Consider the following 13,077-nt stretch of genomic DNA (forward strand, 5'->3'; position numbering starts at 1 on the left):
CCGAAACCACCATGACCGCCACTGCCCCAGTCTCCGCTCCGACTTACCACGACATCGAATCGGCCGCCGAGCGCCTGAAGGGAGCGGCGCACCGCACGCCGGTCCTGACCTCGACCACCGCCAACCGCATGACGGGCGGCGAATTGTTCTTCAAGTGCGAGAACTACCAGCGCATGGGCGCTTTTAAATTCCGCGGCGCCTACAATGCGATCGCGAAGTTCGACGACGCCCAGCGCGCCGCCGGCGTGCTGACCTTTTCATCGGGCAACCACGCGCAGGCGATCGCGCTGTCGGCGAAGCTGGCCGGCATCAAGTCGACCATCATCATGCCGAGCGACGCACCGGCCCTGAAAGTGAAAGCGACCAAGGAATACGGCGGTGAAGTCATCACCTACGACCGCTACACCGAAGACCGCGAAGCGATCGGCCGCCGTCTGTCGGAAGAACGCGGCATGACCCTGATTCCGCCCTACGACCATCCGGACGTCATCGCCGGCCAGGGCACGGCGGCCAAGGAGCTGTTCGAGGAAACCGGCCCGCTCGACATCCTGCTGGTGTGCCTGGGCGGCGGCGGCCTGCTGGCCGGCTGCGCGCTGGCGGCGCGCGCGCTGTCGCCCGATTGCAAGGTGATCGGCGTCGAGCCGGAAGCCGGCAACGACGGCCAGCAGTCGCTGCGCAAGGGAGAAATCGTGCACATCGCGGTGCCCAAGACCATCGCCGACGGCGCCATGGTGACCCACGTCGGCGAGCACAATTTCGAGGTGATCCGCCGCAACGTCGACGACATCGTCACCGTCAGCGACGCCCAGTTGGTGCAGACCATGGCCTTCTTCGCCGAGCGCATGAAGATGATCGTCGAGCCGACCGGCTGCCTGGGCGCGGCCGCGGCGCTGCACGGCGTGGTGGATGTGAAGGGCAAGCGGGTCGGCATCCTGATTTCGGGCGGCAACGTGGATCTGTCGCGCTTCGCCGATCTGGTGTCGCAGGCGAACTTCTGATGGAGTTCATCCAGGCGCCAGGGCTGCCCGCGCCCGCCGGGCATTATTCGCAGGCCGTCGTCACGCGCGGCGGCCTGGTGTTCGTGTCGGGCGTGCTGCCGGCGCGCGATCTTGGCGAGCTGTCGTTCGAGGCCCAGTGCGCGTCGGTGTTCGACCAGTGCGCGCAGATCCTGGCGGCGGCCGGCTGCACGCTGGCCGACGTGGTGCAGTGCACGGCCTATCTTGCCGGCGTCGAGCACTGGCCAGCCTTTAACGCCGCGTATGCGGGCGTGTTCGGCGAGCATCGCCCGGCGCGGGCGGTGGTACCGGTGCCTGCGCTGCACTATGATTTCCTGGTGGAAGTGCAGCTGGTGGCGGAGCGGCCGAACGGCTGAGTGATTCCGGCGCGCCTGCCGCGCACACGTGAAGCAGCGAACAGAACATTGTAAGACAGACACCGACACTGGAGGCTCAATCACAGGAGCCGACCATGAAGCGTCATCTCTGTCTCAGCATTCTCTGCGCGGCGCTGGCCGCGCCCGCCGCCAACGCCGGGGCCGACATCGTCAAGTGCATCGACGGCGCCGGCCGCGTGACCCTGACCGACCAGCCCTGCGAGGGCGGCGCCGCCACCGTGCGCCTGGCCAGCATGCCGGCCGACGAAGGCGTGACCCGCGTGCAGCCCTATCCCCTCGTCGTGGAGCACGCCGTGCTGCCGCCGCCGCCGCAACGGCGCGTGATGGCGCCGCGGGTCAAGGCCAAGCCGTTGACGCAGGATGTGGCGACGCTCAAGGCGGCGCGGGCGAATTTTCTGTTGATGGATGCGGGTGGGAAGCAGCAGACGTTGGCGACGCTGGATTGAGTTTGCGGCTGAGCGGCGAAAGTCACATTGGGTTGGCCTGCGCCGGAACCCAAGTTTGCACGCTCAGTGCAGATCCCGAATCTTCTGCACACTCGCCAGATGCGGCGTCATCGGCGTCCCCAGCACCTTGAGCAGCTCCAGCACCGCCGGGTCGGTAATGAAATCCGCCGCCGAGCGCGCGCCCAGGATGCGTTCCGGCGGCTGCGAGCGCGCCACTGCCCAGCCCTGCACGTAGTCGACGCCGATCTCCGCCAGCGTCTGCACGGTGGCCGCGTCTTCCGCCCATTCCGCGATGGTCTTCATGCCCAGGTTGCCGGCCAGGCTGACGATCGCTTCGACGATCGCGACGTTGGCCGGGTGGGCGTTGATGTTGACGATGAAGTTGCCGTCGATTTTCAGGACGTCGGCCGGCAGTTCCTTCAGGTAGGAGAAGGAGGTGTAGCCGGCGCCGAAGTCGTCCAGCGCGACCTTGACGCCGAAGCTCCTCACCTGGTCGATGAAGCGGCGCGTGTTGTCGAGGTCGTGCAGCGCCACGCTCTCGGTGATCTCGAGGCACAGGCGGCTCGCCACGTGCACGTAGCGGCCCAGGATGTCGAAGGTGTCCTGCACGAAGCGCTCGTCGTTCAGCGACGCGCCGGACAGGTTCATGCACACGAAGCGGGTATTGCCCAGCTGTTCGGCATGGTCGGCGATCCAGGCCAGGGTCGTGTTCAGCACCCAGCGGTCGATGATGCTGGCGCGGCCGCTCTTCTCGGCGGCCGAGATCACGGCGCCGGCCGGCACCACGCGGCCGTCCGGCTCGCGCATGCGCAGCAGCACCTCGAAGTTGTGCGACTCGCGCGGGTGCGACAGCGACATGATCGGCTGCATTTCCAGCAGCAGGCTGTCGAGCGCATTCGGGCTGGAGAGGCGCGCCACCATGTCGAGTTCCGCCGCGCGCTGGCGGAAGGCTTCGGCGCCGCGCTCGTACACCACCAGGCCCTCGCCCTGCCCCGTCTTGGCTTCGCGGCAGGCGCGGTCGGCGGTCGACACCGCGTCCTTCATGGCGATGCCCGGCGTGACTTCGATCAGGCCGACCGAGCCGCGCACGTGGAAGGCCTTGTCGCCCACCCGGTAGGGCGTGCTCCCCAAGCGGTCGACGATGCCGCGGCAGATGATCGAGGCCAGCGGGATCGCCGTTTCCGGCATCAGGATCACGAATTCGTCGCCGCCCACGCGGCCGATCTGCTGGCCGCCGGCCAGCATGGTGGCCATGCGCTCGCAGACCTGCTTCAGGACCTCGTCGCCGGCCGCGTGGCCGAACAGGTCGTTGATCAGCTTGAAGCGATCCAGGTCGACGTAGGCCAGCGCCATCGGGCGCCCGGCGGCCAGGCCGCTGGCGGCGAGCGCGAATTCCTGCTCGATGCCGCGGCGGTTGTAGACCTTGGTCAGCGGGTCGTTGTTGGCCATGAACTGCAGCTGCTCGGTGGCCTTGTGCTTCTCGGTGGTGTCCTGCAGCACGCCTTCGATGCGCGAGCGCGCCAGCGTGGCCGAGACCAGGAAGCGCTGGCTGCCGTCGCGGCTGGTCAGCTCCATCTCGGCTTCGGCTTTCGCATGGACCTGCTCGTGCAGCTCGGTCCAGGTGCTCTCGGTGAAGAACTGGCGCCAGGCGGTGCGGCCGGCGTTGAAGCTCGAGATGCCGAGCATCTTCTGCAGCGCCGGATTCACGCTCAGGAAGTGGCCGTACATGTCGAGCGTGAACAGGCCGACCGGCATCGCCTGGTAGGCGTGCTCGAGTTCCTGCTGGGCCGCTTCGCGCTGCTCGGTTTCGACCCGCATCTGCTCGGCCACGGCCAGCGCGGCCAGCAGGCTCGAGGCCAGCGCGGCGGTGACGCTGTTGATGATGCCCAGCAGTTCGCGCATGCCGAGCGCCGCCGAGGCGACTTCGGCGATGACCGACAGGAAGCTGACCACGAAGGAAGCCGCGAACCACGAGGCGACCCGGTTGCGCGACTCGGCGATGATCTTGAACAGGCCCACCGTCATGACCGAGAAGCAGCACACCGTGATCACCCACAGCAGCGGCAGGTAGACGCCGTAGGGCAGCAGGATGGCGGCTGCCAGCATCGGCATGCACAGCCACTGCATGATCCGGAACGGCAGCACGTAGCGCAGCGCAGCGATATTGTCCTTCAGCAGCGCCTGGTACAGGGTGAGCGTCGCGATGCCGTACAGCGTGATGCCGACCGAGCGGCTGCGCAGCAGCCAGTCGGCGGGGATGGTCTGGCCGAGCCACTGGATGTCCCAGCCGGCCGACAGCGCCGCCACGCGCAGGTTCAGCACCAGCCAGCCGGCGAACAGCACGTACAGCGGCTGCCGGTTGATCAGGGCGGTGATCAGGATGAACAGGGCCAGCACCACCATGCCGCCGTCGAGCAGGCCCGACTTGCGGTGGTACTGCTCGACCGACAGCGCGTACTGGTCGTCCGGCCATTGCAGCAAGGTCAGGCGCGCCGGGCCGGAGAAGCGGGCGCGGCACAGCAGCTCGGCCGGCATCGGCGCCATGCGCAGCGCGAAGCCGGCCTTGGAGCCTTCGATGAAGCCGCTGCCGGCGCCGCGCACGGCGTTGCCGAGCGGAGCCAGGCTGCCGGCGTCCCAGCAGGCCACGTCGAGCGCGTGGCGCGACGGGAATTCGATCACCTGGGCGCCGCTGCGCGGCATCGGCTCGAAGGCGAACCAGACCGGGGCTTCGGATAAATGGGTTTCATGGCCGCTCAGCAGCGGCGCCGCGCGCACGCGTTCGAGCGCGGCGCGCGGGTCGAGCGCGCCTTCCGACTGGACGGCGACGTGCATCGACAGCGGCACGTCGCCGCTGGTGCGGTACTGGTCTTGCCAGAACACCAGTGCAATCAGGGAAACAAGGCCGATCCCGAGCGGGATCAGGTAGTAGGAAAACAACTTCAACACCCGCTCCACGGCCGCGTGCGCGGTGGCCGGGAACGAAGAACGACGTTGCGGTGTCGGTATGGGCATAAGCGGTATCGATGCGGACGAGCGCCGCTGCCGTTGCCGGCGGCGGCGCTAAAGCGCAAGGATACAGCCTTAACGTGATGCCGTCATGCAATAACTGCTCAAGCGGCGGCGAATTCGCGCGCCAACAACGGTGAGGGATGCTCGATTTTGGTTCGAGGTAGTACCAGTGCCGGCGGCGGCACGGCCGGGCCGATGTCGATGTCCGGGTGGTGCGTGTTGAAGAAGAAGTTCAGCAGCGGGTGGCGGGCCTCGGTGTAGCGCTGTTCGAAGGTCGCAATCTCGAAAGCCATCACGCGGTGCGGGATGTTGCCGACGTGGCGCAGCGGCACCGGGCCCTGATCCGGGAACACGTCGGTGAACAGCATCTGCTCGTACTGGCGGTCGACCGGCGGACGGCCGGTGGCCACCGAGTAATCGATCGCATTGTCTTCGCAGTACATGAAGCAGGCCTTGATCAGCGCCGCCTTGACCATGCGGCCCACGCGGCCCTCGTCGATGCCGAGGCGGGTCGCCTCGACCAGGCGGCGGCCCTGCAGCCAGTCCGGCAACTCGATCGATTCCTCGACGCCGAGCGGGCGGAAGAAATTGGTGCGGATACGGGTGCTGCCCAGCGGCGAGCCGTCCAGCTTGGATTCGGCCAGCAACACGATGGTGTCCATCTCGTAGTCGGCCGCTTCCGGCTGGGCCAGGGTGCGCGCGAATTCCGGCACGTGGCGGGCGTAGGCGGCGTGGCGGATGTGCACGGCTTTCAGCAGGTCGGATTCGGTCTCGACACGGCGGATGGTGAAGGGCAGCCGCTCGACGCTGCGGCCGCCGGCGCGGGCCTCGCGCTCCTTGCGTGCAGTGCGCGCCGCAGCGCTGGCGGGGGTGGTGGCGACCGGATCGAAGAGCGACATGACGTTATTCCTAAGGAGAGAGAATGTGAAACAGGTTTTGCTTGATTCAAATTATCAATCCACTCATAAACATTCTAACTGCTGAGCAGGAACACTTTTCCCCCTCAATTTATCCTACATACTTTTAGGAATCCTCCTACAAAAAAAATAACGGTCGTTCGCATAGCTGTCTTGACAACTTTGTGTCGCCTGCGGTCTGGCCGCATGTCGAGCGGCCAGGTCGGCTTACATGGTGCGCGCGCTGCCCGAGACCCGGATCGAGCTGCCCGCTTCCTCGCCGATCTCGGCTGTCAGGCGCGAGCGCATGCCCATGTCCTCCCCCTGCACCACCTCGATCCGTCCACCATGTGGCCAGCCAATGTCGCGCAGGTAGCCGCCAAACGCCGCGGTGCCGGCGCCGGTGGCCGGATCCTCCAGCACGCCACCGGAAGCGAAGGGATTGCGGGTATGGAAGCGCTGCGCCGTCTCGGCCCAGGCCAGCACGATGGTGACCAGGCCGTGTTCATTCATCAGGCGGCGCCCGGCATTGAGCTCGTAGTGCATGCGCGCGAGGAGTTCGCGGCTGTTCAGCGCCAGCACCAGGTGGTCGGCGCCGCCGTGGGCCAGCGCCGGCGGGATGCGCGGGTCGAGGTCGGCGCGGGTGTAGCCGAACAGGGCCAGCGCGGCGTCCACCAGTTCGCCCGGCGCCGGGGCGCTGCGGGTCGGCGGCGACTGCAAGCTGGCGGCGACCCGTTCGCCATCCTTGCGGCCCTCGACCGAGATGCGCGCCGCGTTCAGCGCCAGCGCGTAGCGGCCGTCGCCGAAGCGGCGCGCCAGCGCGGCGCCGAGGGCGATGGTGGCGTGGCCGCAGAACGGCACCTCGGATTCGGGCGAAAAGTAGCGCACCCGCCAGCCATCCGCTTCGCGGGCGGCGAAGGCGGTCTCGGAGAAGCCGACCAGCTGCGCCAGGCGCGCCATCTCTTCCTGCGGCGGCAGCGCCTCGCCGATCCAGACGCCGGCGGGGTTGCCGCCCACGTCGCCGTCGGAGAAGGCGGCAATGCGCTCGATGTCGTCGAGCGAGGCGTGCACAGGCTGGGGTTGGTTCATGGCGTCCTCGTTGTGGATGAAAAGAAGACCATGATAATCCGCGCCGCGCAGCCTCGCCGGCTTGACCATTATTTGAAGCCGGACTAGTATTTAGACATTCATCTAATTAGAAAGCGATCGAACCATGGCTGGACCGTTGAACGAGGTGTTCAAGGCCATCGCCGATCCGACGCGGCGCGAGATCCTGCGCCTGCTGCGTCACGAGGAACTGAGGGCGGGCGAGGTGGCGGCGCATTTCGACATGACGAAGCCCACCATGTCGCACCACTTCGCGGTGCTCAGGGAGGCCGGCCTGGTCACCAGCCGGCGCGAGGGGCAGACCATCTGGTACTCGCTCGACACCACGGTGCTCGAAGACGTGCTGGCCTGGTCGATGGAGATGGCGCGCGGCGCCGGGAGGAAAAAGCGATGAAGCGTTACCTGATGGTGTTCGCGGCGGTGCTGCTGGTGGTGCTGGGACTGGCGGCCGTTCTTTATCCGGAGCTGCCGGCGCAGGTGCCGGTGCACTGGAATGCGGCCGGCAATGTCGATGGCTGGGGAGCGCGCATCGAGGTCTTGATGCACCTGCCTTTTCTGCTCGTGATCGGGCTGGTGTGGATCGTGCTGCCGAAGGTGTCGCCGCAGCGTTTTACGGTGGAAGGTTTTGAAGCGACGTGGTGGTTCGGCGGGATGGCGCTGGTGGTCCTGCTGGGCTATTTGCAGTGCGTGCACCTGTGGGCCGCCTACGAGGGCGGCTTCGCGATGGACCGCGCGATCGTGGGCGGGCTGGGGGTGTTCTTCGTCTTGGCCGGGAATGTGATGGGCAAGGTGCGGCGCAATTTCTGGCTGGGGGTGAGGACGCCGTGGACGCTGGCGAATGAACGGGTGTGGTATGCGACGCATCGGCTGGCGGCGCGGACCATGGTGGTGGGTGGGGTGCTGGCGGTTGCGGTGGCCCTGCTTGGCTGGCCTGGGCCGCTGGCGGTGGCGGCATTGGCAGTCGCGGCGCTGGTGCCTGTCGTGTTCTCGCTCGTGTACTACAAGCGGCTGGAAAAGGCCGGGACCTTGTAGGGTGGGCGGTCCTCCGCCCACGCGTCCAACTACACGGTGAATAATCGCGCCTCGTCCATTTATCCGCTGGTTGAACGCGTGGGCGGGGAACCGTGATCTGGTCCACTGGACCAGATCACCCCTACGAAAGGCGGTCCTGCAGGCGTTTCGCCAAAAACTCAACCAGGGCTGACACGCGCGGCGCCAAGGCGCCTTGTTTGTAGAAGACCGCCCACACCGGCTGTGTCCAGTACAGCGTCTCGCTTTCCAGCACCGGCGCCAGCCGCCCCGCCTCCACGTCCGCACGCGTCAGCCAATCCGACAGCGACGCGATTCCCGTCCCGCACAAGGCGAGGTGGCGCACCGTCTCGCCGCTAGATGCCGCCACCGTCGGCGCCACCGTCCACCCTTCCCCGCCGGCGTGCCGCAGCGGCCAGGTATTGAGCGACGCGGGCGCCGTGAAGCCCAGCGTGCGGTGCGCCTTCAGGTCTTCCACCGTGGCCGGCGCCCCGTGCTTCTCGAGATACGCCGGCGCGGCCAGCACGCGCAGGTGGGAGGCGCCGAGGCGGCGTGCGTTCAGGGTGGAGTCGGGCAGCGCGCCGATGCGGATCGCCAGGTCGGCGCGTTCCTCGATCAGGTCGACATAGGTCTCGCCGCTCACCAGTTCCAGCTGCACCAGCGGATACGCCTCGAGAAAATCCGGCAGCAGCGGGGCCAGCAGATGGTCGAGCGCCGGCGTGGCGGCGTTTACGCGCACCAGGCCCGAGGGCTGGGAGCGGCGCGCGGCGGCTTCCAGTTCGGTGTTGGCCAGGTCCGCCAGCAGGCTGCGCGCGCGGCCCAGCAGCCACGCACCCTCTTCGGTCAGCTGCAAACGCCGCGTCGTGCGGTGCATCAGCGTCATGCCGAGGTGGTCTTCCAGGCGCGAGATGGTGCGCGAGACGCCCGACGGCGTCTGCCCCAGGCGCTCGGCGGCGGCCGAGAACGACCCCGTATCTATGACGGCGGCGAAGGCAATCAGGGCGTCGACATCGATCATTTGTGACTCCACGTCAAAAGTCAATTGTATGCCGGGGCATGTTTCTTGGCCGTCCCCGCAGGCACACTGCACGCCTTGCTTCACATCCGGCATTACAAGGAGAACACCATGCCACTCGCACTCTGGGCGCTCACATTGAGCGCCTTCGCCATCGGGACCACGGAATTCGTCATCGTCGGCCTGATCCCCACCATCGCGGCCAGCCTCGGCGTGTCGGTGCCATCGGCCGGCCTCCTGGTCAGCCTGTATGCGCTCGGCGTCGCGGTCGGCGCGCCGGTGCTCACGGCCCTCACCGGCCGCGTGCCGCGCAAGCGGCTGCTCATCGGCCTGATGATGCTGTTCACGCTGGGTAACCTGGTGGCCTGGATGGCGCCCGGCTACGCGGCCCTGATGGCCGCCCGCGTCCTCACCGGCCTCGCGCACGGCGTCTTCTTCTCGATCGGCTCAACCATCGCCACCAGCCTGGTGCCGAAGGAAAAGGCGGCCAGCGCGATCGCCCTGATGTTCACCGGCCTCACCGTCGCCCTGGTCACCGGCGTGCCGCTCGGGACCTTCATCGGCCAGCACTTCGGCTGGCAGGCCACCTTCCTGGCCGTCTCGCTGCTCGGCGTGCTCGCCATGGTCGGCAGCTGGATCCTGGTGCCGAACGACATCGCCAGTCCCAAACCCGCGAGCCTGCCCACGCAGCTGGCGGTCCTGCGCAAACCCCGCCTGCTGCTGGTGTACGCCATGACCACGCTGGGCTATGGCGGCTCCTTCGTCGCCTTCACCTACCTGGCGCCGATCCTGCAGGAAGTCTCGGGCTTCGCGGCTTCCAGCGTGAGCCTGGTGATGCTGGTCTACGGCGTCTCGGTCGCGGCCGGGAACATCTGGGGCGGCAAGCTGGCCGACCGCAAGGGTCCGCTCGCCGCCTTGCAGATCGTGTTCGCGCTGCTGGCCGCGGTGCTGCTGGTGATGGCCTGCACGGCGCCCAACAAATGGCTGGTGCTCGCCACCGTGCTGGCCTGGGGCGCGGTCGCCTTCGGCAATGTGCCGGGCCTGCAGGTGTATGTCGTGCAGCGCGCCGAACGCGATGCGCCGGGGGCGGTGGACGTGGCGTCCGGCCTGAACATCGCCGCCTTCAACGTCGGCATCGCGCTGGGCGCCTGGGGCGGCGGCCTGGTGGTCGCGCACTTCGGCCTGATGGCCACGCCGCCTGTCGGCGCCCTGATCGTGGCCGGCGCCTTCGCCCTGACCACCCTGGCCGCCTGGCTCGACCGCCGCGACGGCCCCACTGCGACGAAGGCCGTGAAGGCCGCCGTCGCGACCCATTGATCACTTCTTGAAAGGACTACCATGAACATGCCCCAACTCGGCCTCGGCACCTTCCGCCTGCAGGGCCGGCAAGCCGTCGACTCGGTCGCGACCGGCCTCGAACTCGGCTACCGCCACATCGACACCGCCCAGATCTACGGCAACGAGGAAGACGTCGGCGCCGCCCTCGCGGCCTCGCACGTGGCGCGCGCAGACGTCTTCGTGACCACCAAGATCTGGACCGCCAACCTGGCCGGCGACCTGGTCGCACCGAGCCTGGAGGAGAGCCTGCGCAAGCTGGGTCTCGAGCAGGTCGACCTGACGCTGGTGCACTGGCCCTCGCCCGGCCACGCGGTGCCGGTGCGCGAAACGATGGAAGCGCTGCTGGCGGCGCGCGAAGCGGGCCTCACGGCCGCGATCGGCATCTCGAACTTCCCGGTCAGCCTGATGGTGGAGGCGATCGATGCGGTGGGAAGCCACAACATCGCCACCAACCAGGTCGAGCTGCATCCCTACCTGCAGAACCGCCGCGTGGCCGCCTTTGCGCGCGAGACGGGCATCCACGTGACGGCCTACATGCCGCTCGCCTACGGCAAGGTGATGGACGACCCGGTGATCAAGTCCATCGCCGCGCGCCATGGCGCCACCGCGGCCCAGGTCACGCTGGCCTGGCTGCTGGCCAAGGACTACGCCGTGATCCCCTCGTCCACCAAGCGCGCCAACCTGGCGAGCAACCTGGCTGCGTCGCGCCTGCAATTGAACGCGGACGACATCGCGGCGCTCGATGCGCTCGACCGGGGCGAACGCCTGGTCAGCCCCGAGTTCGCGCCGCAGTGGGACTGACGCTCATTCGTCCAGCTCAGGATAGTGGCGGAAGATGCCGTTCTCGTTGAAGGCAATGCGCCGGTCCGACGCCAGGTAGGCGGCGATATTGGGCCGCGCCGCCACACGGTCGCGTAAGGCGCCGAGCGCCGGATACTCGCCTTCGAGCCGCTTCATGGCGTTCGGGAAGGCATGGCGCAGGCCCTCGATCAGCTGGAACAGCGACAGGTCGGCATAGGTCGGCTTGTCCCCCACCAGCCAGTCGCGCTGTTCGGGGTTGCTGAGGATGCGCGAGAAGTAGCCGAAGAACTTCGGCAGGCGCGTCTCGATCAGGTCGGCGGCGCGCCGCTGCGCCTCCGGCTTCTGGTCTTCGTAGTAGAGCGAGGTGGCGATCGGGTGGTGGCTGTCGTGGATCTCGGCCACCAGGTCGGCGATGGTCAGCTGCAGCTGGTGGGTCCACAGGCGGCCCGGATCGCTGCGCGGCGCCAGCGCGTGCTGCTCGCCCAGGTAGAGCAGGATATTGGCCACCTGGCCAATGGTCATCTCGCCCGCCTTCAGGAAGGGCGGCGCGAACGAGGGATGGGCCTCGGTCTCGAGGGCCGACATCAAGAGGTCCATGCCGCCGTCGCGGCGCGCCACGTCCACGTAATCGGCGCCCGCTTCCTCCAGGGCAAGCCGGACGAACTCGCCGCGGCCCTGGATGCTCGGCCAGTAAAAAAGTTCATACACCATCTGATGTCTCCCGGGGTGGTTCGGTCTGGCGCAATTATTGACGATGAAACCAAAGCGTGTCGCCGCACAAACATGGTAATCTTGGGGTGCCTGTCAGGCGAAAACAAAAAGTCGCAAAAGCCGATCCTTACAGAGAGAGACATGATGAACGCAAGCCTCGCCGCTGCTTCTTTCCCCACCCTCCATACCTACCCTGGCGGCAGTTAGCCGTTCGGCCTCCATGGCAGAGTGTCGTTTCTGCCATGTAAGCCCGCCCTTGCGCGGGCAATCAAGATAAAGACAGTGGCGCCGCCCCGGCGCCCGCAACTTTACGCCGAATGGAGCGCGCCATGATTTTCGCTCACCTGACCCGTCACTGGCTGGCCCACCGCGGCCGCTACACGCCCGCTTCGTGGATGCTCAGCATCGTGCGGAGCCTGCGCGTGCTGCGCTACTGGCGCGAGCACCAGGCCCTGTGCCGCCTCGACCTCGTGCGCCGCTTCGTGGCGCGCGCGCCGGGCGACGACCTGTTCCACCACCTCAGCCACCGCAGCTACCTGGCGAAAGATCTGGATGCACGCCAGCGCGTGCAGTGCGTGCTGTCGCACTACCGCTTCGAGGATGCCGCGTTCAGCAACGCCTACCACCAGGCGGTGTATGGCGGCGGCGGGCTCACGCTGTGGCAGCATCTGTCGCAGGACGAGCACGGCGAGCACAGCTTCCTGCTGCGCCTCGAGATGGCGCCGCGCCACGACGCCGAGGGCGACCTCACCATCTCGCTGGTCGCCGACGGCAAGTACCTGCACCGCCTGTCCTATACCTGGGTCGATGGCCAGCTGGCCGGGGTCGCGCTGCCGACGGTGCCCTTCGTCACCCGCAACCAGGGCCGCTGGACCGATTCCGGCGACGCCTTCGCCGCCTTCGAAGAAGCCTTCCCCAACAACTCGCCCAGCTTCTTCTGCTTCGCCGCCATGCAGGGCCTGGCCCAGGCCCTCGGCATCGACCAGGTGGCGGCCATCAAGTGCACCTCGCACATCGCCTACGACCCGCGGGACGTCAAGCACTTCGAGAATGCCTACGACGGCTTCTGGAAGGTCCTCGGCGGCGTCGAGATGCCGGGCCGCAGCTACCTGATCAAGCTGCCCTTCTACCTCAAGCCGCTGGCCGACATGCCGTCCAAGCACCGCAAGCGCGCCGCCCAGCGCCGCGAGTTCTGGCGCGCCATCGGCGACGCGAGCCGCAGCACGGTGCTGCGCCACATGGCGCCGGCCGCCGCCAGCCAGGCACGCACGGTGGCCGCGCCGGCCGTCGCCGAAGCCTGAGGCGCGGCGCATGCTGTTCGCAGTGTGGGAT

Annotated in this window: 13 protein-coding genes; 8 read left to right on the plus strand and 5 right to left on the minus strand. The window is 67.6% G+C overall.

All coding sequences use genetic code 11. The features are described 5' to 3' along the window. Positions 1 to 11: 11 nt before the first annotated feature. The 3 genes from LQ564_RS20260 to LQ564_RS20270 all read left to right on the plus strand — a co-directional run bounded on the left by LQ564_RS20260 (position 12) and on the right by LQ564_RS20270 (position 1,839). On the plus strand, positions 12 to 998 hold the full coding sequence (locus LQ564_RS20260) for a threo-3-hydroxy-L-aspartate ammonia-lyase (protein ID WP_231059918.1): 987 nt from the start codon (positions 12 to 14) through the stop codon (positions 996 to 998). Continuing rightward, on the plus strand, positions 998 to 1,372 hold the full coding sequence (locus tag LQ564_RS20265) for a RidA family protein (RefSeq protein WP_231059919.1): 375 nt from the start codon (positions 998 to 1,000) through the stop codon (positions 1,370 to 1,372). The genes LQ564_RS20260 and LQ564_RS20265 overlap by 1 nt, the downstream gene beginning before the upstream one ends. 95 nt (positions 1,373 to 1,467) lie before the next feature. Next, entirely contained in the window at positions 1,468 to 1,839 is a 372-nt protein-coding gene (locus tag LQ564_RS20270) for a DUF4124 domain-containing protein (RefSeq protein ID WP_231059920.1), read from the plus strand. A gap of 63 nt (positions 1,840 to 1,902) precedes the next feature. On the opposite strand, the gene LQ564_RS20275 is transcribed toward LQ564_RS20270, so the two are convergent. The 3 genes from LQ564_RS20275 to LQ564_RS20285 form a co-directional block, all read right to left on the minus strand. Beyond that, positions 1,903 to 4,785 carry a putative bifunctional diguanylate cyclase/phosphodiesterase gene (locus tag LQ564_RS20275; RefSeq protein WP_231059921.1) on the minus strand — a complete coding sequence of 961 codons (2,883 nt, stop codon included), beginning with the start codon at positions 4,783 to 4,785 and terminating at the stop codon, positions 1,903 to 1,905. A gap of 164 nt (positions 4,786 to 4,949) precedes the next feature. After that, complete coding sequence (locus LQ564_RS20280) at positions 4,950 to 5,747, minus strand: N-acyl amino acid synthase FeeM domain-containing protein (protein ID WP_231059922.1); 798 nt, start codon at positions 5,745 to 5,747, stop codon at positions 4,950 to 4,952. A 225-nt stretch (positions 5,748 to 5,972) separates the two neighbouring features. Further along, entirely contained in the window at positions 5,973 to 6,833 is an 861-nt protein-coding gene (locus LQ564_RS20285; protein ID WP_231059923.1) for a PhzF family phenazine biosynthesis protein, read from the minus strand. A gap of 124 nt (positions 6,834 to 6,957) precedes the next feature. On the opposite strand from LQ564_RS20285, the gene LQ564_RS20290 reads away from it, so the two are divergent. Together LQ564_RS20290 and LQ564_RS20295 are read left to right on the plus strand one after the other, a co-directional pair. Beyond that, entirely contained in the window at positions 6,958 to 7,245 is a 288-nt protein-coding gene (locus tag LQ564_RS20290) for an autorepressor SdpR family transcription factor (RefSeq protein WP_231059924.1), read from the plus strand. Next, complete coding sequence (locus tag LQ564_RS20295; protein ID WP_231059925.1) at positions 7,242 to 7,883, plus strand: SdpI family protein; 642 nt, start codon at positions 7,242 to 7,244, stop codon at positions 7,881 to 7,883. The genes LQ564_RS20290 and LQ564_RS20295 overlap by 4 nt, the downstream gene beginning before the upstream one ends. 121 nt (positions 7,884 to 8,004) lie before the next feature. Here LQ564_RS20295 and LQ564_RS20300 read toward each other — a convergent pair whose 3' ends face one another. Then, the gene (locus tag LQ564_RS20300; protein WP_231059926.1) at positions 8,005 to 8,898 is read right to left on the minus strand and encodes a LysR family transcriptional regulator; all 894 of its coding nucleotides are present in this window, start codon (positions 8,896 to 8,898) and stop codon (positions 8,005 to 8,007) included. A gap of 108 nt (positions 8,899 to 9,006) precedes the next feature. Here LQ564_RS20300 and LQ564_RS20305 point away from each other — a divergent pair, with 108 nt between their 5' ends. Beyond that, complete coding sequence (locus LQ564_RS20305; protein WP_231059927.1) at positions 9,007 to 10,212, plus strand: MFS transporter; 1,206 nt, start codon at positions 9,007 to 9,009, stop codon at positions 10,210 to 10,212. Positions 10,213 to 10,233: 21 nt separating this feature from the next. Next, a complete protein-coding gene (dkgB, locus tag LQ564_RS20310) occupies positions 10,234 to 11,034 on the plus strand; it encodes a 2,5-didehydrogluconate reductase DkgB (protein ID WP_231059928.1) in 801 nt (266 codons plus the stop codon). A 3-nt stretch (positions 11,035 to 11,037) separates the two neighbouring features. On the opposite strand, the gene LQ564_RS20315 is transcribed toward dkgB, so the two are convergent. After that, entirely contained in the window at positions 11,038 to 11,745 is a 708-nt protein-coding gene (locus LQ564_RS20315; RefSeq protein WP_231059929.1) for a glutathione S-transferase, read from the minus strand. Between the two features lie 329 nt (positions 11,746 to 12,074). Here LQ564_RS20315 and LQ564_RS20320 point away from each other — a divergent pair, with 329 nt between their 5' ends. Beyond that, on the plus strand, positions 12,075 to 13,046 hold the full coding sequence (locus tag LQ564_RS20320) for a DUF535 family protein (RefSeq protein WP_231059930.1): 972 nt from the start codon (positions 12,075 to 12,077) through the stop codon (positions 13,044 to 13,046). The last annotated feature ends 31 nt before the right edge of the window (positions 13,047 to 13,077 follow it).

The organism is Massilia phyllostachyos (assembly GCF_021044825.1).
Classification (GTDB): Bacteria; Pseudomonadota; Gammaproteobacteria; order Burkholderiales; family Burkholderiaceae_D; genus Telluria; species Telluria phyllostachyos.

Coding starts and splice junctions, on each gene's coding strand:
- LQ564_RS20280 (WP_231059922.1), bottom strand. CDS start 5,747: ATGTCGCTCTTCGATCCGGTCGCCACCACCCCCGCCAGCGCTGCGGCG.
- LQ564_RS20300 (WP_231059926.1), bottom strand. CDS start 8,898: ATGATCGATGTCGACGCCCTGATTGCCTTCGCCGCCGTCATAGATACG.
- LQ564_RS20305 (WP_231059927.1), top strand. CDS start 9,007: ATGCCACTCGCACTCTGGGCGCTCACATTGAGCGCCTTCGCCATCGGG.
- LQ564_RS20265 (WP_231059919.1), top strand. CDS start 998: ATGGAGTTCATCCAGGCGCCAGGGCTGCCCGCGCCCGCCGGGCATTAT.
- LQ564_RS20290 (WP_231059924.1), top strand. CDS start 6,958: ATGGCTGGACCGTTGAACGAGGTGTTCAAGGCCATCGCCGATCCGACG.
- LQ564_RS20270 (WP_231059920.1), top strand. CDS start 1,468: ATGAAGCGTCATCTCTGTCTCAGCATTCTCTGCGCGGCGCTGGCCGCG.
- LQ564_RS20315 (WP_231059929.1), bottom strand. CDS start 11,745: ATGGTGTATGAACTTTTTTACTGGCCGAGCATCCAGGGCCGCGGCGAG.
- LQ564_RS20295 (WP_231059925.1), top strand. CDS start 7,242: ATGAAGCGTTACCTGATGGTGTTCGCGGCGGTGCTGCTGGTGGTGCTG.
- LQ564_RS20260 (WP_231059918.1), top strand. CDS start 12: ATGACCGCCACTGCCCCAGTCTCCGCTCCGACTTACCACGACATCGAA.
- dkgB (WP_231059928.1), top strand. CDS start 10,234: ATGAACATGCCCCAACTCGGCCTCGGCACCTTCCGCCTGCAGGGCCGG.
- LQ564_RS20320 (WP_231059930.1), top strand. CDS start 12,075: ATGATTTTCGCTCACCTGACCCGTCACTGGCTGGCCCACCGCGGCCGC.
- LQ564_RS20285 (WP_231059923.1), bottom strand. CDS start 6,833: ATGAACCAACCCCAGCCTGTGCACGCCTCGCTCGACGACATCGAGCGC.